Origin of the sequence: Providencia sp. PROV116, from assembly GCF_028482485.1 — a bacterium.
Classification (GTDB): Bacteria; Pseudomonadota; Gammaproteobacteria; order Enterobacterales; family Enterobacteriaceae; genus Providencia; species Providencia rettgeri.
Window position 1 is genome coordinate 54092 of record NZ_JAMPQO010000011.1, and the last position, 20335, is coordinate 74426.

13 protein-coding genes and 3 tRNA genes are annotated in these 20335 nt (G+C 38.8%); 4 read left to right on the plus strand and 12 right to left on the minus strand.

Going from position 1 to position 20335, the window contains the following annotated elements:
• Positions 1-27 precede the first annotated feature (27 nt).
• The gene (mltA, locus tag PSE72_RS08385; protein ID WP_004908700.1) at positions 28-1149 is read right to left on the minus strand and encodes a murein transglycosylase A; all 1122 of its coding nucleotides are present in this window, start codon (positions 1147-1149) and stop codon (positions 28-30) included.
• A gap of 232 nt (positions 1150-1381) precedes the next feature.
• On the opposite strand from mltA, the gene PSE72_RS08390 reads away from it, so the two are divergent.
• The 3 genes from PSE72_RS08390 (at position 1382) to PSE72_RS08400 (ending at position 1691) form a co-directional block, all read left to right on the plus strand.
• Positions 1382-1458: transfer RNA gene (locus PSE72_RS08390), tRNA-Met, on the plus strand.
• Positions 1459-1519: 61 nt separating this feature from the next.
• Positions 1520-1596 (plus strand) — tRNA-Met (locus PSE72_RS08395).
• Between the two features lie 18 nt (positions 1597-1614).
• Positions 1615-1691: transfer RNA gene (locus PSE72_RS08400), tRNA-Met, on the plus strand.
• 136 nt (positions 1692-1827) lie between these two features.
• Here the strand turns inward: PSE72_RS08400 and amiC are convergent.
• Entirely contained in the window at positions 1828-3078 is a 1251-nt protein-coding gene (gene amiC, locus PSE72_RS08405; protein WP_004257585.1) for an N-acetylmuramoyl-L-alanine amidase AmiC, read from the minus strand.
• A gap of 362 nt (positions 3079-3440) precedes the next feature.
• On the opposite strand from amiC, the gene argA reads away from it, so the two are divergent.
• Positions 3441-4784 carry an amino-acid N-acetyltransferase gene (argA, locus tag PSE72_RS08410; RefSeq protein ID WP_109911792.1) on the plus strand — a complete coding sequence of 448 codons (1344 nt, stop codon included), beginning with the start codon at positions 3441-3443 and terminating at the stop codon, positions 4782-4784.
• Between the two features lie 103 nt (positions 4785-4887).
• Here argA and PSE72_RS08415 read toward each other — a convergent pair whose 3' ends face one another.
• The 10 genes from PSE72_RS08415 to PSE72_RS08460 all read right to left on the minus strand — a co-directional run bounded on the left by PSE72_RS08415 (position 4888) and on the right by PSE72_RS08460 (position 20308).
• Positions 4888-5457 carry a hypothetical protein gene (locus tag PSE72_RS08415; RefSeq protein WP_115167794.1) on the minus strand — a complete coding sequence of 190 codons (570 nt, stop codon included), beginning with the start codon at positions 5455-5457 and terminating at the stop codon, positions 4888-4890.
• Between the two features lie 53 nt (positions 5458-5510).
• Positions 5511-7358: an exodeoxyribonuclease V subunit alpha gene (gene recD, locus PSE72_RS08420; RefSeq protein WP_115167795.1), complete on the minus strand. Its 1848-nt coding sequence runs from the start codon at positions 7356-7358 to the stop codon at positions 5511-5513.
• Positions 7358-10966: an exodeoxyribonuclease V subunit beta gene (gene recB, locus PSE72_RS08425; RefSeq protein ID WP_272690947.1), complete on the minus strand. Its 3609-nt coding sequence runs from the start codon at positions 10964-10966 to the stop codon at positions 7358-7360. The genes recD and recB overlap by 1 nt, the downstream gene beginning before the upstream one ends.
• Entirely contained in the window at positions 10963-13860 is a 2898-nt protein-coding gene (gene ptrA, locus PSE72_RS08430) for a pitrilysin (RefSeq protein WP_115167797.1), read from the minus strand. The genes recB and ptrA overlap by 4 nt, the downstream gene beginning before the upstream one ends.
• A 17-nt stretch (positions 13861-13877) precedes the next feature.
• Positions 13878-17252 (minus strand): exodeoxyribonuclease V subunit gamma, encoded by a 3375-nt coding sequence (gene recC, locus PSE72_RS08435; protein ID WP_198641601.1) that lies wholly within the window; start codon positions 17250-17252, stop codon positions 13878-13880.
• Positions 17230-17616, minus strand: a complete 387-nt coding sequence (locus PSE72_RS08440) for a prepilin-type N-terminal cleavage/methylation domain-containing protein (RefSeq protein WP_115167798.1) — start codon at positions 17614-17616, stop codon at positions 17230-17232. The genes recC and PSE72_RS08440 overlap by 23 nt, the downstream gene beginning before the upstream one ends.
• Positions 17613-18056 carry a DUF2509 family protein gene (locus PSE72_RS08445; RefSeq protein WP_115167799.1) on the minus strand — a complete coding sequence of 148 codons (444 nt, stop codon included), beginning with the start codon at positions 18054-18056 and terminating at the stop codon, positions 17613-17615. Before PSE72_RS08445 ends, PSE72_RS08440 begins: the two co-directional genes overlap by 4 nt.
• Complete coding sequence (locus tag PSE72_RS08450; RefSeq protein ID WP_115167800.1) at positions 18053-18658, minus strand: prepilin peptidase-dependent protein; 606 nt, start codon at positions 18656-18658, stop codon at positions 18053-18055. Before PSE72_RS08450 ends, PSE72_RS08445 begins: the two co-directional genes overlap by 4 nt.
• On the minus strand, positions 18652-19137 hold the full coding sequence (locus PSE72_RS08455; RefSeq protein ID WP_115167801.1) for a prepilin-type N-terminal cleavage/methylation domain-containing protein: 486 nt from the start codon (positions 19135-19137) through the stop codon (positions 18652-18654). The genes PSE72_RS08450 and PSE72_RS08455 overlap by 7 nt, the downstream gene beginning before the upstream one ends.
• 319 nt (positions 19138-19456) lie before the next feature.
• Positions 19457-20308: a thymidylate synthase gene (locus tag PSE72_RS08460; RefSeq protein WP_115167802.1), complete on the minus strand. Its 852-nt coding sequence runs from the start codon at positions 20306-20308 to the stop codon at positions 19457-19459.
• Positions 20309-20335: the final 27 nt, after the last annotated feature.

The window sequence follows — 20335 nt, forward strand, 5'->3', positions numbered from 1 at the left end:
AACGAACAACCTCAGTTAAACCTGTAACTACAGTGAACCAAATAGCGGCTGGCTTTTTTTCAGCACCCAAACTCGCCCGTAATGGTTATAAAAACCGGCCATTTTTCCAGCTTCATGGCCTATACCGTGGTAAATATCAAAATGATGCCCTTTAATCGCCCCACCGACATCCAAGGCTATCATCATACGCATTTCATACTGCCCCGTAAATTTCCCGTTATTATCTAATACAGGGATTTCTGCGAGCAAGGCTGTACCCGGTGGAATAAGGGTTTTATCTGATGCAACGGATGCTTTAGCGATTAAAGGAACAGCACTTGCCCCTCTAACAGGAACAAATGATTGTGGTTTAAAAAATACAAATGACGGGTTTTCTTCTAAAAGCTGGCGAACTTCTTGCTCGCTATGCTGATTAGTCCAATCATGAATAGCTTGTAATGACATTTGACTCAGAGGAACCTCGCCACGATCCACCAGTACTTTTCCAATACTTTTGTATGCGTGACCATTTTTACCTGCATAACCAAAGAAATTCAGTGGGCTACCATCCCCAAAATCAACATAGCCACTTCCTTGAACTTCCATCATAAAATTTTCAACCGGTGAATTGCTATAAGCTAAAATTAAATTATCACTCAGGGCACCGTTATAAATAGCTGCTCGACTAGGTAAACGAGTTTTTCCTTTTGGTGGCATGCCGTACAACGGATAACGAAACTCCCCTTGAGCCATACGGCGGGCCTCAATCACAGGCGTGTAATACCCTGTGAATTGTACGTTTCCATAATTATCGGCGCCTTCCATTTGGAAAGCGGTTAAATTGAAATTAGCCAATTGAGCCGGATTTCCTCCCGCCATCAACCAATTCTCTATAGCATGGTAGGTGTCGTTATTATTTTTAAACAACCGCGGTGATGCATTTTTAATTTCATTAACCTGTTGATTAAAATCTGGCGCATTTATAGGTCGCCCATTTACATTCACCTGATTTACTTTCTGTAAATCCTGAACTAAGCGACCATCTTTATATTGTTGGCCTTTATCCGTTGGATGGGTTTGGCATCCAGCCAATAAAGAAAGAAATACGCTGGTTACTAACCATTTTTTTACTGTATGTTTATTGACGATTTTTGTTAGCCCTATATTCATGCTCTACCACCCAGATAAATCCAACAATCCAATATGAAGCGCACAATAGCAAACCCAATTAGGGAATGAAACGTGTAAATATATTTAGAGAGGTTATTTTCCTTTCCCTACTCATCAAAGTGTAAAAAACAGCCAGACAGAACATATTTTGTTCTGTAAATGCTAAATTTTGTAAAAAAAACACGAAAAAACTTGCATCAGATCTCATCCCGAGTATAGTGCCCGCATCGGACGCGGGGTGGAGCAGCATGGTAGCTCGTCGGGCTCATAACCCGAAGGTCGTTGGTTCAAATCCAGCCCCCGCAACCAATTACTGATTAAATCAGTAAAGTAACAAAAAATCTGCAGTATAAAGTCGTAAAAATTCAGTCGCGGGATGGAGCAGCTTGGTAGCTCGTCGGGCTCATAACCCGAAGGTCGTTGGTTCAAATCCAGCTCCCGCAACCAATTTTTTACCTCTTCAGTCGCGGGGTGGAGCAGCATGGTAGCTCGTCGGGCTCATAACCCGAAGGTCGTTGGTTCAAATCCAGCCCCCGCAACCAATTCTTTTGAACATCATTTCTGATTCAATTCCTTTTATAACTTCACAATAAGATCTTCTATTTTTAATCATCAATAAAAAAGGCGATTCACACACTCGCTTATCACCTTTCTTTATCTTAACCTGATTTTAATCAATTAGTTGCGAATTGCTAATGCACCGCCATTACGGAAATAAGCTTTTACTCCTTCAAAAATGGATTCCGCCATTTGCTGTTGGAATTTAGCTGTTTTTAATTTCCGTTCTTCTTCTAAATTACTAATAAAAGCCGTTTCGACTAGAATCGATGGGATCTCTGGTGCTTTCAGTACCGCGAATCCAGCTTGGTCAACTCTATTCTTATGCAATTTATTAACCTTCCCCATCCGCTTTAACACTTCATCACCAAATTTCAAACTGTCATTAATCGTCGCGGTTTGCACGAGATCAAACATCGTATGGTCAAGATACACATCACCGCTTTTACTCACACCACCCACTAAGTCCGCTTCGTTTTGTGTTTGTGCAAGGTAGCGAGCCGTGTTACTAGTAGCCCCTTTCGTTGATAGTGCAAAAACAGAAGAACCACGAGCTGAACGATTAGTAAATGCATCTGCATGAATTGAAACGAATAAATCTGCCTGCATTTTACGTGCTTTCGCTACTCGGACTTTTAACGGAATAAAGACATCTTCATTGCGTGTCATATAGGAGCGCATTTTAGGGTCTTTATCTATCAACGCTTTTAAGCGACGGGCAATCTGTAAAACCACATCTTTTTCACGCGTTTTATATTTACCTATCGCACCAGGGTCTTCGCCACCATGTCCTGGGTCGATCATAATAATAATTGGACGATCCGTTCCCGCCTTTCCAGGCTTCTTCGCTTGAGCAGGCATACTTTCTTCAAGATCACCTTTATTGTAATCCTCAAGCAATGCCAATAGTGGGTCATCATTGGTATCAACACCTTTGCCTGGATAAAAATCCAGAACCAAGCGGTGTTTAAATTCCGCGACAGGTGCCATCGAAAAGAATTGAGGACTGACTTTATTTTTAACCTCAAACACCAAGCGAACCGTTTTTGGATCAAATTGCCCAACTCTAACTAGTTTTAGATAGGGATCACGTGTTTGAATTTGAGTTCCCATATCTTTCAACACATTATTTAACTGCACCCCTTCAAGGTCGACCACAATACGTTCAGGGTTATTAAGCACAAACTGACGGTACTTCAATGGAGTGCTAGATTCCAATGTAACTCGAGTATAGCTCGATGCTGGCCAAATACGCACAGCCACCACACTGCTACTCGCAGAAAAACCGAATGGGCTAATGCTCAGTAACATAACTGCAGCTGCGCCTTGAATAAAACGACGCTTAGATGGGTTGTGATCTTGGTGACTCATCAATAATTCCGAACCTAGAACTGAGAAATAAAGTGATTTTAGGATAATTGCTAATAATTAGACTTGAAACACGCACTCTAACTAATCATTTGCACTCTGTCATTAAGAATATATCAAAGCATCTATAGAGTTACAGTAATGAGTATAACTTAATCATACTAAGAGAAAATATTTGTGAGTGACTTTCTGTGTCAATTTTATGCAATTTAGATTTCGTAGAGTATATCCAGTTAAGTTTAGAGATATGTAAATGTAAAAAATAAAAATGTTACTTTTTTTATCCTATCTTTTACTTGATATTTCCCAACAAAAAGAATAAAAATACATTATTAACGAATAAAAATTCAATTAAGAGGGTTGTTATGAAAGAGCGCAGCACCGAGTTGGTTGATGAGTTTCGCCATTCGGTCCCTTATATAAACGCCCACCGCGGCAAAACATTTATTATTATGCTTGGTGGTGAAGCGATTGCGCATGAAAATTTTCCCAGTATTGTCAATGATATAGGGTTATTGCATAGTTTAGGCATCCGAATTATTGTCGTTTATGGCGCAAGACCTCAAATCGAGGATATCTTAGCTGAGCACCAATATGAGGCGGTTTATCATAAACATACTCGCGTAACCGATGCGAATACACTTGAATATGTAAAACAAGCTTCTGGAGCTTTACAATTAGATATTACAGCTCGGTTATCTATGAGCTTAGGAAATACCCCACTTCAAGGAGCGCATATTAATGTGGTTAGTGGCAATTTCGTTATTGCCCAGCCTCTCGGGGTCGATGATGGCATTGATTATTGCCACAGCGGAAGGATCCGTCGTATTAATGAAGAAGCTATTAATAATCAGTTAGATAATGGTTCTATCGTTCTAATTGGGCCGGTTGCTGTCTCAGTCACAGGGGAAAGTTTTAACTTGACCTCTGAAGAAATTGCCACCCAATTGGCAGTTAAAATGAAAGCAGAAAAGCTGATTGGCTTTTGCTCCTCTCAAGGTGTTGCAGATAAAAACGGCAATATTTTATCTGAATTATTTCCGAATGAAGCAGAAAACCGCATTCAAGAGCTGGAATCTGAAGGTGATTTCTATTCAGGAACCGTGCGTTTCCTGCGTGGAGCAGCAAAAGCTTGCCGCCGAGGCGTCCGCCGTAGCCATCTATTGAGCTATCAAGAAAATGGGTCTTTAATTCAAGAATTGTTCTCACGTGATGGTATTGGTACACAAATCGTCATGGAAAGTGCGGAACAAATTCGCCGTGCTAACATTAATGATATTGGTGGAATATTAGAGCTTATTCGCCCATTAGAGCAGCAAGGGATTTTAGTTAGACGTTCACGTGAACAGTTAGAAATGGAAATTGATAAATTTACCATTATTGAACGTGATAACTTAGTCATCGCTTGTGCAGCTCTTTACCCTTATCCAGAAGAAAAATTAGGTGAAATGGCATGTGTCGCTGTTCATCCTGATTACCGCAGTTCGTCTAGAGGAGAAGAACTTCTGCACCGTATTGCCGTACAGGCGAAACAATTTGGCCTAGATAAACTATTTGTTCTGACAACTCGTAGCATCCATTGGTTTCAAGAGCGTGGTTTTACCCCCGCCGAAATTGAGATGTTACCAATGAAAAAACAGGCTTTATATAACTACCAGCGCCGTTCTAAGATATTGATTTTAGATTTAAAAAACCAACCGGATAAATAAACATTAGAATCGTCAAATAATGACTGTTTAGTCGCCTGCTTTAACTCCAAACTATACAAGGATGTATAGTTTGGGTTGTGACTTTAAAACCACGGAATAGCCACTAAGCTATCTGAATAACTCTGGCTTTCTCGCACAAAGGAATGGAGTCTATATGTGGCTGTATTGCAGCTTTCATCTCAGCGAAAGAAGTACCATAAAAATAAAATGCGGTTTCTGTCGGGCCATCCCAAACTCCGTGAATACTCCCGATGTCTTCCACTGCTTCATCTAGGATATCGAACACCTCATTGATATCCCCATTTTCATAAACCTCATCTGCGAGCTCTGTCCCGTTGAAATAAATAGCCATACCTTCATCTGAGCCAAAATCAATTCGCACATCTTCGCCATGAATAAATAAACGAGAACCTTTTGGAGCTAACATTGAAGAAAAAAGTTGAATAATTAAACTGATATTTTCGTCACTGGTCTCTTCAAGTGCTATTTCTATATCGCATTCCTGCGCTTCACCATTATCAGCTAATAGTGTTCCACCACCTGTGACATGGATATTTTTACCCATGCTTTTCATGACTTCATTAAATGCGTCTTCTAAATCGCCACGTCTAATCGGTTCAAGCCTTGCATTTAATGTTACTGTAATTGCCGTCATTGCTTGCTGGTTATCCATCTCATTACCTTTACTTTAGGGTTAAATATTCACGTAACTTACATATAAACTAGTCACATTAATTGGGTCGCTAAACCGCTTCGCCGCTTGGTTGGCGTTTCAACTGCTCGACGTAATACCTTTGGACTGCCATAAAGAGATAGCTCTTTTTTAGCTCGAGTTATCGCCGTATACACTAGCTCACGAGTCATTACGGGAGAATATACATTTGGTAAAACCAATGCGGTATGAGCAAACTCCGAACCTTGTGATTTATGAACTGTCATCGCATAAGCTGTTTCATGTTGTGGGAGTCGGTTAGGTTGCACTCCACGTATAGTCCCATCAGGAAATTGAAAATAGGCTCTAAGTGCATTTTCTTCATCAGGTAAAATGATACCGATATCCCCATTAAAGAGTCCTAGAGGGCTATCATTACGACTAATCATAATTGGCCGGCCTGCATAGTGTTTATTCGATAAATTATATGGGCGGTTTATTATCCCTTGTCTATGAAACAATTTTTCCAATTTATCGTTTAGGCCAATAACGCCAAAAGGTCCTTCTCGCAGAGCCGTTAGTAACCGATATTGGTTAAATTTTTTCAAAACCTGCTCAGGGTCTTCTTTATCTTTTACCGCAAGCAGATATTCCTTATAATTTTCAGCGGCATCTAATAAAATTTTCGCGTAATCATCCGCAGTTTCTTGGATATAACTATGTACATCCGGCCGCTGTTGGTTTAGTAATTGTTGAACTTGAGAAACATTACCTTCGTTTACAGCAAAAGCGAGTTGGCCAATCCCTGAGTCTGCAGAAAAACGGTAGCTTTTACGTAGTAGACATAGGCTATCACGAATAGCAGGGCCGCTTGGTGATGCATAAGATTCGATAGAATGCCCTGTTAGTTCCGAAAGCTGAGACGCTCTTTCTATACTATAACCATTATCAGCAAACTGACAAATATCCCCTAATACTGCCCCCGCCTCAACCGAGGCTAATTGGTCTTTATCACCTAAAAATATTAACTTTGCATTTTCAGGTAATGACTCAAGTAATTTACTCATCATAGGTAAATCTACCATTGAGGCTTCATCAACAATGAGTACATCAATAGATAAACGATTATCACGGTTATAGCGAAACTGCTGGCTCTCAGGTTGAGCCCCTAATAAACGGTGCAATGTTTTTGCATGATTAGGTAAAACAGCGCGTTCTTCATCGCTTAAAGGAATTTTTTTCATCGCCTCACCGAGGGACTCTGTCAACCTAGCAGCAGCCTTACCTGTTGGAGCGGCCAGCTCAATTCTAATTTTATGGTGATGCCTGGCTTCAAGTTTAATTAATGCCGCAAGGATACGCGCAACTGTTGTCGTTTTTCCTGTTCCCGGCCCCCCTGATATAATTGATACCTTACTGGTTACAGCAACTGCTGCGGCAATTTTTTGCCAATCTATTTCATCAGTAATGGGAAATAGGCTATCCAATACACTCTTAATTTGAGCATTATTTTGTTTGTCTACTGATGTACTAGCGAAAAAATTTGCGACATACTGCTCATATTGCCACATTCGTTGAAAATATAAGTATCCCCCCGAAAGCACCAAAGGAGAGATTTTGTTTTCTGTTGATAGTGACACTGCATTTGCTTGTTTTAATATTTGATAAAGTTCTTGTTCGCTCGGCTCTCCCATTTTTTGCCAAAATTCAGCGGCTAACTCTGGGTGCCTTCCTGCAAATAATTTTTCAGGTATAACATCTGCCAGCGCTAAACAAACATGTCCAGCCATGGTTTCTGCACTAAGAAGTGCGGCAATAGTAAGCACTATAGGGTGCTTATTATCAGAAATACTGTAAGCAAATTGCACATCTAGAGGTGTAAAGATATGTTCCTCAATAGCCTGATTAAATAGGGATTTCATTAAACTGACTCCCCTTGTTGTGCATTTTTAAATAAGCTATCTAACGCTTCAATAAAAGCGCCTATTGGGCGACAAAAGAAAATTCCATTACTTGAATTGACATTATCTATTCCTCTTAAAAATAAATAATAAACGCCTCCAAAATGGGCTTCATAGTCATAATTAGGCATTCTTTGCTTTAGGTAACGATGTAACGCCAACGAATATAGTTGATATTGTAAATCATAGCGGTGGTCTATCATCGCTTCAGCCATGGCCTCTTGGGTATAAAAGCTAGCATCCTTCCCTAGATAATTTGACTTATAATCAAGAAGATAAAATTTACCTTTCCAGTAAAAGGTAAGGTCAATAAAGCCCTTTAAAATCCCCTGAACTTTCTCAAAATTGAGCGGGGGGCAACGTTGTGATAATGGGTCATATTGATGCGTTATCTTATCTAAGTGGCTTGCACTCAATATTGACTCAATAGGAAGATAAAACTGCATCTCATCTAATTGGTTTTGAACCTGTAATGCAGACAAACATAGCCCGTCTTCTGATAATGGTGCCTGTACAATTGCGTGTAGCCATTCTTGCAGCATTGATGCCCAATGTAAGTCAAACCCTGAGGATTCAAGTTTCTCAGATAACCACTCTTGAGAAACTGGCTCACTAAAGTCAATTTCCTCCATCAAGCTATGTAAAAATGTTCCCGGAGATGCGCCTTTAGGAAATTGATGAGGAGTTAGGGTAGAAGGATCACCTTCCTGCTGTTCCACATCAACACTGGCCTCAATATCCATATTAGGTGCTAATGAATTCGCAAATTGCAATGCTGAAACTGATTGTTCTGCCTCTGTATGGCTTGAGCCGTAACTTAACCCCGAATAACTGGTAACACGCCAATGATCATTAAAATGACGGGTCACCTCTCTTGCAGACAAGTTTACGCTGTCATTTTGTTCTAATAATAAACGTTCCGACCTAGGTTGATTAATCACGATAACATCAATAACGTCATTACTAATCTCAGCCAACATGTCGTTTAATAGCAAGCTATCTCCAGCTTGTCCTTTTTGGATAACATAGCCCAGTGCAGATAAGTGTAAGTCTGTTTCACCACTTTTTTTCCTATTACCTTTTATTAATGGTGCAATACCAACACTACAGTGATAGATGGCTCTTGTAAGTGCCACGTACAATAAACGCAGGTCTTCTGCTAGACGTTCTTCATCAGCTAAAGCGACATTTTCTTCACTATCATTTAAATCTAGACGTACCCCATAATCTGTTCTGTCGTGATACAAGCCTTTAGATTGAGGTAAAAAATTGCTCGCAAAAGGTAACCAAACAATCTTGTATTCAAGGCCTTTAGATTTATGAATGGTACTGATTTGCACCAAGTGTTTATCACTTTCAAGACGCATTTGCTGTACGTCAGATTGATGGTCAGGATGGGCAATTTGTTGTGCTAGCCAACGTGTTAGTGTGTGCTCACCTTCAAGCTGTAATGACATTTCTTGTAATAGCTCACCAATATGCATCACATCCATCAAGCGGCGTTCTCCATCAGTGCCTGATAATAACGTTTCTGCAATCTGCCTCTGCGCCATGACCATTCTAAGCATGGGAAGCACGCCACGCTTTTGCCAAACCATGGCATAACGAGCAAATTCATCTACAATTTTTTCCCACGATTTTTCATCATGGTTTAAGTCATCAATTTGTTTAGCGGTTAAACCCAATATCCCTGTCGCCAATGCACTACGCAAAACACGTTCTTTTTCGGGTGTTAAAACTGCCTGTAGCAACCACAGTAAATCTCTCGCTTCTGGTGTTGAAAATACACTTTCCCGATTAGATTGAAATACAGAAGGGATATTTAACCGATTTAAAGCATCACGAATTAATACGGATTCTCGTCGGCTGCGCACCAACACTGTAATGTCAGAAGCTTCAACAGGTGTATGCGCCCCTTGATTGTCAAAATAGCTACTACCTTGCAACCCGCCTTGTAAGTATTGTGCTATTTGCACCGCACATTGTGAAGCTGTTGCTTGTTCATATTCAGCAACGGAGATACCTTCCGCTTCAAGTTGCCAAAATGTAAGTGATTTGACTTTTTCACCATCATGAATAAGTTTTTTATCACTATTTTGTTTAGCAAAATTAACGGGTTGAAAAGGAATTTGCTCAAAAATAAATGGGGACTGACAACGAGAAAATAGATGATTAATAGCTTCAACCATATTTTGCGATGAACGATAGTTAGTCTCTAATGTATAGTGAGCACTAACTTCATTTTTTGCTTCGATATAGGTGAAAATATCAGCGCCTCGAAAAGCATATATAGCTTGTTTAGGGTCGCCGATAAAAAGTAATGCACTATCATTAACTTCCCGATAAATTCGTTGAAAAATACGGTATTGCTGTGCATCTGTATCTTGAAACTCATCTATCATTGCAACGGGAAAACGTTGGCTGATAGCTTGAGCTAAAAACTTTCCACTTTCTTGAGCAAGAGCACTGTCCAAACGGGTCAATAAATCATCAAACCCCATCTCACCACGGTTATGTTTTTCACAAGTGATAGCCTCCCTCACCTCTGCAATAGCCAGTGGAATAATCAGATCTTTTAAGGTTAATGATTGAGAAAGTAGCTCATCTATTCTTTGAAAAACAACATGCTCTGGTCCCGAACCACTTTTTGATTTTTTATGTAGTACCGTTTGTGAAAAGCGTTCAAGATCTTTAGGTAGCTGATAATCTTCTGTTTCTTCTTGAGCCCATTCACCGATTTTTATCAACCATGTAGGTAGAAAACGAGTACTATAACTTCGTTTATCAACATCGGAATCAGCGATAAGCTTCTCAAAATCTGCTGAATTTTCTAACCATGCCGCTTTTACAGACTCAATTAACAAGATTAGTCGCTGATGCCGTTCTTCTAGAGATTCAATTTGCTTTGGTTGGTTAATAATTAACGGAATATCACCTTGTAAGAAAGGTTTAATCTCCGAAAGCAATGCTTCAGGGCCACTCCACAGTGATTGAATGACTTTCGTCATGGAGTAATTTAAAGGATAAAAATGGCGGCGCCAAAAATCTGCACAGGCTTGTTTCTGAATCGGAAATTCATCTTGAATCATGGTTTGCTCAAATAGCACCCCTGACTCAAATGCATTATGAACTAGCATTCTTTGGCAAAAACCATGGATAGTGTATATTGCTGCTTCATCCATTTGCCTTTCCGCAGCCTGCAACCATCGCGCAGCGAATTCTCTTTGAGACTCCCCCGAAAGCTCGGCTAATAATTCAAGATATTCAGGCTGCGACTCGAAACCAACACCATTTCTTAAGCAAGCTAAGCGCATATCATGAATACGTTGACGAATACGCCCACGTAACTCATTCGTTGCAGCTTCTGTAAATGTTACAACTAAGATTTCTTCAACACTTAACGGCCGAGGAAACGCATTAATGCCTCCCAGACCTAATAAAAGCCGCAGATAAAGTATACCAATTGTGTACGTTTTACCCGTTCCTGCTGATGCTTCAATTAACCGCTGTCCACGCAGTGGCAAGGAAAAAACATTCAGTAATTGGGACTCTACCTGCACTTTATTCACTCGGCATCTTCCTTTATTGGTAAAATCTTTTGCAACTGAGAAGCTGTTGGGTAAAGCACCCAATCTTTCAGATGCGCATATCCTACTTTAGTGTCAACTCCTCGGCCTATAACTTGGGAGCTAACGGCTAACCCTTTGTGCTTTATAACTGCATTTTCATAATACTCAATGACTTGTTCTTTCGTTGCACTACCTAAAGTCGCAATAACTTTTTCACGAGTATCAAAACTGAAAATATTTCTAGAAAAATCAGATGAATAACGACCGACTTCCTCATAGAATGTTTGAGGTGGTTGGTTCATTTCCGTGATAATAGATTGTTTATATTGATTAAATTCATCTATCGGTAGTTTTTTCAGTTTCTCTAATGCTTGAAGATAAAATTGTTGGTAACGTGTATTCAAATAACTCGGTGTTTTGGCATTACTTTGAATCAAAAAGCCCATACCCCACTGATCACCCAGCCCAGTTTTAAAAGCAAATACTGCATAACCCAGTTGCTCATTAGTTCTTAGTTGATCATAAAACCAAGGCTGAATCACTTTAGAAAGAATACCTGATAATACTGCACCATCAATGCGGCTATAACCGTCCGGAATAAAGATTTCAGCAAGCGCATTATCTGAGCTATTTCCCTGCTTTTGGAAATCGGCTAGATAATTTTTGTCAATAACGACAATATCACCACGCCACCAATTGGTACCTTCGCTCTTTAATAATTGCTGTGCATCTTTAATAGTTTTAATGCTTTGTGACTCAGTCATATTGCCAAAGACCAACGCTTGTAATGCTGCGCTTTTAACTATCATTTCACGGTAGCTAGTGATGTCTTGCAGTGAAATTTTATCTAGCTCCGCTAAACGCTGTTCTTGCTCAAAGTAAGGCACACTATTAATACGTTGAAGCGGTTGCATAGCCAACTCATAAGCTTTCGCATTATTAGCAACTTCAATTTGCTCTTTATACCAAGATTTTGCTTGGGCTAGCTCTTGTTCCGTTGGCTCAAAATTCAGGTATAGCTGAGTCATGGATAAAAAGAGTTCAGGTAAATGTTGGGTGTAACCACTGGCATTTAATTGCAGACCAACTCCTTGAGAAACAGAGACTGACATACCCGCTACCGATGCTTGATATTGCAGCTCATCCATTTTCAATGAAGCGATATATTGTAATAAAGAGCCCGTTACTTGTTCCTTGGCATCTTTATCCCCTTGATTAGAACGTAATGATAAAGTGATACTTGCTTTTGGCTCATCAGCAAAATATTGACTTGGCATATATAACACACGCGTATTGCCATCTTGATAGATGAATTCAGGGTGTTTATAAGCCTTACTAGTTTTAATTAATGATAAATTATCAGCAATATACGGGTTTAAAGCGGGTAATTTAAAATTCATTTTAGATTCTAAACTTGCCCACGATTTAAATTGTTTTGCTGTAATTTTGTTAACTTGATACGGCGCATCAACAAAATACGCCTTTTTGTTATTCGGTTCATTTGGGCTAATAAACCAAATCCTTGCCTCTTGCGCGCTGAGCTCTGATAAACGCTGTTTAATCGCCTCAGGATCATACTTATCAGCAATATAATCTGAATCCAGAACATGATTAACAGGAACATCAATCATTTGGTCTGATAACCATTCAATGTAGTTCATATCCCTAACAATTGAACCATAACGGAATGATAAATTAAGAACTTTTGCTATTTCATCAAAGTAACTTTTATTGATTCCATCGTTCTTAATTAACTCAAGATAAGAAAAAATAGCTGCAATAATTTCGTCCCTTTCTTGTAAGCCTTTATCTGTCAACGTGACATAAATAGAGAAAGAGCCATAGTTTCTATCTAAATTTGGGGATGCAGAAGCGCTGATACCTTCAGCAAGTCCTTGTGATATTAACCAATCAGCTAGTGTCCCTGGACTTCTATTGCCAATTAAGTAACTAATATAGTTATCACTTTTACTGCGAAAATCTGCCATATTATTTTTAATACTAAATTCAATTTGTATGGCTTTTTGCGGTTGAGCCGGCACATAATGGATGATAATACCTTTTTCATTCTCCGTTACTGCGGGGATATTAACAGCAGGAACACTTGCATTAAAATTAGGTATACGCCCAAATGTTTCCTGTGCGATATTCGCTAATGACTCAATAGACTGGTCGCCGTAAAGTACTGCATTCATTAGGTTTGCAGAATAATACTGCTTATAAAAACCCACTAGCTCATCTTGTAGTTTGCTATTAGGTTTATCTTTTAGAGTCTCTAAATTCCCTCCCGAAAAACGCGAATTCGGGTGTAATGGGTTCAATGTTTCAGAACGTACTTGCCATATACGCATCCCATCACGAGAACGTGCCATTGTAAGTTCTGCATTAACTGCATTACGTTCTCTATCTGCATTAATCGGGTCTAAAAGTGGCTCAGCCAATGCATCTGCAAGCCTGTCCGTTGCTTCTTTTAATGCGCCATTTTCAACTTCAAAATAATAAGCAGTGCGGTGAGATGCCGTGCTTGCATTATGGCTACCACCATGTTTTTGTAAAAACTCAGAGAAACTGCTTGGCTCGGGGTACTTTTTAGAACCCATTAAAACCATATGCTCTAAATAATGGGCCAGCCCTAATTGGCTATTTGGGTTTTCAATACTACCAACAGGTATCGATACAGCAGCCAATGATTTTGTCGCTTTGGCATCTGATACTAATAAAACCGTCATATCATTACTGAGTTTGATGGCTTTATATTCCCTAGGGTCACTTTCGCTTTTATTTACTGTTTCAGGCAAAATTTGCCAAAGTGGTTGTGCTGCAATCGCTTGGCCACCGAAAAAAATTATCAGTAATAAAAATAGATGAGCGATATTTTTGGATAAATATTGCATCCTTTGGTGCTCTCCTGTCATTTCAAGTATTTTGTCATCGGTAATAAAAACCGCTGAGTATTTGATAACAAAGTTTTAATCATCACATCATCAATGCTTCTGCAAATTCTTGACACATAATCATCTTCCATCTCGCCTCTTTGTATCTGACTTCCTTGTAAGTTTTGGAGCAAAGCAGATAATGCTTTTTGCTGAGTTTCTTCACTCAAAAAATCGTACTGTTTCGTCTTTTTATCAAAACAAGCCTTAACCCAACTCCAACCACTTTGAGAAAGAAGAATTAACGGAGAATTAAACCCCTCACAGTAGCCTACGACTAAATCTTGTAGATAAACCAATGCATCTTCTTTGTTAATAGCGGAAAACTGCCAAATACTATTATCTCTTCCTAGTGCAAGGCTTTCCCCTTCACCAATTTGTGAGTTAAATAGCAAATGCTCCACCCATAGCTGCACCCCATCATTAGCGGTTAAGTAAGCAGGACGATAGCGTACCATTCCTGTTTCATGAATATTTTTCAGTAACCCTGTGATTTTTATCCCATTTAACTGAAAATCAAACGGATAATCAAATAGCTGCATATCATATTCTTTAACTTTTTCGGCTAATGGCGATATTTCGTTCAACTGCTGTTCCCAAAAAAGTTGACCAAATTGCCTAGCAGGCAGCTGGCCCGATGCTTTTAAAGCAGAATAAAAAGGCTCAATATTCTTATCTTTGACAAGTAAATCTAAAATTTGATCATTAATTTTATATCGTTGTAATCTACCTAAGTTAAATGGCTCTTCTTCTGGTAGTTCAGTTTCTTCAATAGAAAAATGTACTTTCAAACGTTGTTGAAAAAATGCCCTAATCGGGTGACGATAAAAACGTAATAATTGTTCTAAAGAAATTTCCGTAATGGGTTCACGAGTTTCAAGTACTGAACAAAATGGTTCATCAACTTTATTTGTTGTTTTTGCGGCAGGTAACCACTCGCTCGCGAAGCTCTGAAAAGGTGTTTCTGGTAAAAAATTTTCTTTTGCAAATGGGACTCTATTATGTTGAATGACCAGATGCTCGCTTAACCGCTTAGCACTTTCATCAATGGTCAACGTTTCATCGCCAACTAAACAAAAGCTTTGGCATATATAATCAATTAATTCAGTTACTAATACTGATGGATTACAAGGTTGATTATCGCGAATAGAAAGCCCGATATAGCTAACATAAAGTTGTTTAGATGCTGAATTCAATGCTTCTAAAAACAGATATCTATCATCGTCCCTGCGTTTTCGGTCTCCACGCACAGGCTTTTCAGCCATCAAATCAAACCCTAAAGGCGGTATATTCCGAGGGTAAGCACCATCATTCATCCCCAGTAAACACACAACCTTAAATGGCACCGAGCGCATTGGCATCAAAGTACAAAAATTAACGGCTCCAGCCAAGAAACGTTGGCTAATCTTTTCATCATCAAAACGAACTGAAAGTTCATCACGAATTAATCGTAATGGAATTTGCTCTTCATATCCTGAAGTTATCGCGTTATCAATTATTTGATGCCACTGTTCCGTCAATAGTGCGAGAACCAGTTCAGTTTCACCATCAACCATAAAGCAGCTATCAAGTAATTGCTGGCAAAGTTCTTTCCATTCTGCAAGTGGACGTTCCTGTGCTAGTACTGTGCGCCACTCTCTTAGTGTATTGATTAATAATGCTAATTTCCCGGCAAGCTGAGCCGCTAAGCCACTACACTCATCGTAAGGTAAAATACCATTCCACGGGCCATTTCTACTGTCCATTGCATAGCCAAGCAACATTCTACTTAAGCCAAATTCCCATGTATTTTGCCCTATCACCGGCAAAGCGAAGGAGCGTACATTATCATCATCAAGCCCCCAGCGAATCCCTGATTCATTAACCCAGCGGCGTAATAAACTTAATTCACTTTCATCAATACCAAAACGTTGAGAAAAAGCAGAAACCTCAAGTAGACTGAGAACTTGCTCCGTTGAAAAGCGGCTCTGAGGTAAATCGAGTAGCATAATAAATGCTTGTAAAATAGGGTGAGCCTGTAGCGCTTTCCTATCGGATATTGAAAAAGGGATATAACGAACTGATGCTGTATTACCAAAAACAGCCTGAATATAGGGAGCATAGCTGTCGATATCGGCAACCATGACTATCACATCACGCGGGGTTAACGATGGGTCTTGCTCAAAGAGAGAAAGTAGATGATCTTGTAATACTTCGACTTCCCGCTGTGCACTATGGCATAAATGGAATGTTATCGAATCATCTAGCTCATTGATTGGCCGCTTACCCACACTCGTTTCATAATTTTCTAATGTTGTTCCTAATTGAGCATGGTTTTCGAGATCTAAAATATCCTGCTGGATATTCTCTAATAAATTGGCTCGTTCAGTATCAACATAAGCTGAAATTTCATTAGCACTATCGATTTGAGAAATAAAGTATAGGTTGTCTCGGCCTAGCCTTCCCCACGATGCAAGCAGTGGATTTACGATATCCTGCTCGCCATTTTCATTAAATAAATTAGGAGTATGATCCTCAAGTTTAAAACGAGAAATTTCATGTTTGTCAAGATAATGCCGAAGTTTCCTTTGCTGCAACCTAGCTAAAAATGATGCACTTTGAATGTCTCCCCAATAATAACGACATGGGTTAGTGAACATTAAATGAACATCTGTATGTTCTGCTATTGCATTGATAGCTTGTAAATAAACAGGTGGAAGAGATGAGATACCGCAAATAAAAATACGCTTTGGCAGCATTTTTCCTAAATCAGGATTCGATGATAATGTATCAATAAAATGTTGATATAAATTAGCTCTGTGCCAAGGCGGCTGTTTTAATTCATTTGAATAATCAACAAGGCATTGCCACAAACGTTTTTGCCACAATTGATTTTCACTTAGCCCCTCTATTAATTCATTTTTTTGCCATATTTCAACCCATTGTGGGCGATATACCAAATATTGGTCAAATAAATCAGCAATCCTACCTGCAAGTTGATGCAGCTTACGTTTATCGGTATCCTCTTGAAGATAATGCCTTAAAGGTTCAAATTCTTCTTCGTTAATGACGGTCGGCAATATTGTCATTAATTTCCATGTCATTGCTTGTTTGGTATAAGCGCTTTCTTTTGGAATATTCGGTAAGACCCGCCTAAACATATCCCAAATAAATGTTGCAGGTAAGGGATAATTAATATTTGCAGCGATACCAAACTGCTTAGCAAGTTCGATTTGTAGCCACTGTGACATTCCAGGACTTTGTACTAAAATTATTTCTTGCTCAAAAGGATGAGAAAGTGGTTCATTTTTCATTAAATGAGTCATTAGATCTTTTAATAAATCTAATTGATTAGAATGATACACTTGAAACATGATGCTCTCCTGTTGAGCAATACCAACGACTCAATGAAAATGGCTGTTTTTTTACCGTTAACGATACCATTAACTCAGTACAGTTATCGACCCGTGGTATGCGAACTGTTTGCATTTTCCATTCAGGGTAACGCAAATTTGGCCCTATGGAAGAATTTTTCTCCCCTGATATTGGTTTCCCTGACATTACGCTTTTTTCTAATGTGCTATGCAGCACTCTAATTGCTGAAGAATTCATATACAATTGATTAAAATTCAATATGATATATTGAGAATAGTTTACCAAAGCTACCAGTGAAATAGCAAAAATAACCATGCCAATCATCGCTTCAACTAATGCAAACCCTTGCTGCTTTATTCTCACTCGCAAAACCCTTTTTTAATCACTGGACAATAATCTAACCACCCTTTTTCACGAGGAAAAAACTGTCGTTTATTTACATCCAATACCATCCACCGGTAAACTTTAATCTCATTTTCAGAGCGGTAATGACTTTGTCCCGAAAGTACGAAAGTCGCCCCTTTGTAATGTTTTAAGCAACTTTTCCATTGTTGAGTTTCCTCTTTCTGGCAAACCCAATGCCTTAGTTCTCTATGTTTGCTATCCCAGTGCAATGTTCCTCCCCATGCAAGGGCTGATTCTGCTTTATTAAAAGCATCGAAATACTTAATTTCATTACGCTGCTCATCTCTAGCTCGTTCTTGGAAGAAATGCACAGATTTAATCAATAATGTGCCTATTGTGATAAAAATAATAACCATCAATAGAGAAACATTTCCCTGTTGTTGATCTATACGCTTCATAAATTTCTAACCAAGGCCGCTATTCGGTAATTAAATGTTTGATTAGGTAATAACTCTGTTCTAAGACTAATTTCCATTTCAAGTAATTGCACATTTTCCCGCCAATTAAATACTAATTTTTTAACCTTGATTAGCTTCTCATCAAATAGCGATTGCCAACGTATTCCATTGCAATCCATGACATTCCTATTGGTTTCTAATTTTTCATTATTTAACCGATAGCCGAAATAATCAGAATCTATCGATTTAGATTTAATATTTTCCCAGTTACCTGATAAATCTTGGTCATAAGCAAAAATAATGCATGAATTGTTCCCTTGGCTTAAAGCCTTAGATGCAATTTTTAAAGGCTCCTTTCCACAATTCAGGCTACTGCAATAACCAATCCTTCTAAAATCTTTTTCCATGTTTATCAATGTTTGTCTTATATCCCTGTCTATTTGATATTGAATGTAAGACCGATAAGTTTGTTTAAATAATGTGGGAATGGCGCTCATCGCTGATACACACACAATGCTACTGATAGCCATTGCCATCAACATTTCAATTAGCGTAAATCCTTGCTGCTTTTTTAATTTATCGTTAGTTAAGAGGATCAACATTTCGGTACTCCGGCCATTTTTTTATGGCTACAACTTCTTATACGACCTAATGAAGAAATATAAATTGTGATTTGCTCATGTTGATTTTTTAGCTCTATGCTAAAAGCACGAATAGTTCCCTGTTTTCCATAAAGCTGGATTGAAGTACGGCTTGCTTTGCTAAGAGTTATTCCTTGGTGCCTTTCTGCTGTTAGCTTGCCAACTTGCTGCTTGTTATTTGCATCCTTAACAATAAGCTGCCAATCACCTTTCCCAACCTTAACCGATAATATTTGGTACCTATTTAAATAAACCCCTTCTATCATTTGGCTATAAATAAACTCAGATACTTGCCTAGCAGCACCGATTAACCGTTGTCTTTCTACCTGCTGTTGCCATTGATATAAACCGGACAACATAATGAAAGAGCAAATAAATAAAACAATAAGAATTTCAATTAAGGTGAAACCACGCTGTATTGTATTTGAATCAACTCTCATCTTGTTGTGACTCCACTTTTTTCATACACAAGCCTGAGATTGCCCAAAAAAAACGGTATAACGAGTTTTGTGATTACAAACTGCATAACGTTTCGCAAAAAAATAGATAGATTCAGAGCAATACAACTCAATTTGCGAAGCGCCTCGCAAAGAAATAGTTCAGTCAAAATAAATACACGAAAGTAAATGACTTATGAGCCAAGATAAATTTCGTCAAGGATGATGAGATTGATAAAGGAGGAAAATTAATGGGATATTAAAAAACAATACTAAGATGGTTTTTTGATAAAACCATCTTAGTTAAAAGCTTACTGACTAATCAAACAGTAAATGGATATTTGATAGCCTCATGGCACTGGTACCCTTCAAGGATAAAATCATCTGAAGTTACCCATGTTTCGAGATCTTCTAATGACTTAATTTTGGGGTTAATAATCAATGAAGGAGAAGCAAAAGGCTCACGTTTTAGTTGGACATCACGCATTAAAGGTAATTGGTTTTCATAGATATGTGCATTCACAATTTTATGATAAGCCTTACCTGCTTTATGCCCTGTAATACGAGCCATTAGAGCGAGTAAAACAAAACATTGTACTTGGTTGAAATTTAAACCAAGCGGAACATCACAGCTACGCTGGTAAGATGTTAAATGTAGCGTATCACCTAATAGTGAAAAAGTATGAGTATGCATGCAGGGACGCAAGCAGCCCATTTCAAATTCACCAGGGTTATAGAAAGTGATGATTTCAGCACGGTCATCAATACCATTCTTTAAGTTATTGACGACTTTTTTCAGCTGATCTAAATGTGTTCCATCTGGGCGTTGCCATGAGCGCCCTTGAACACCATATACACGCCCCATATCGTCTTCACCTTTGCGATGGGGATTATTCAGCCATGCTTGGTTTTCGTTTGCATTTGCATTCCAAGTATTACAACCAATTTCACGAAATTGAGCTGCATTGTCATAGCCACGGAGATAACCGAGAAGTTCAGCTATCGCCGCTTTATAGAAACTTTTACGAGTCGTAATCAAGGGGAATTGATTATTACCAACATCATATTCAAGGTCAGCGTTAATAACGGTTAAACAACGAACACCTGTACGTTTGTTTTCAACCCATTGGCCCTCATCAATAATACGCTGGCATAAATCAAGATACGGCTTCATAGTGACTCTCTTTTTCAAAAATAACTT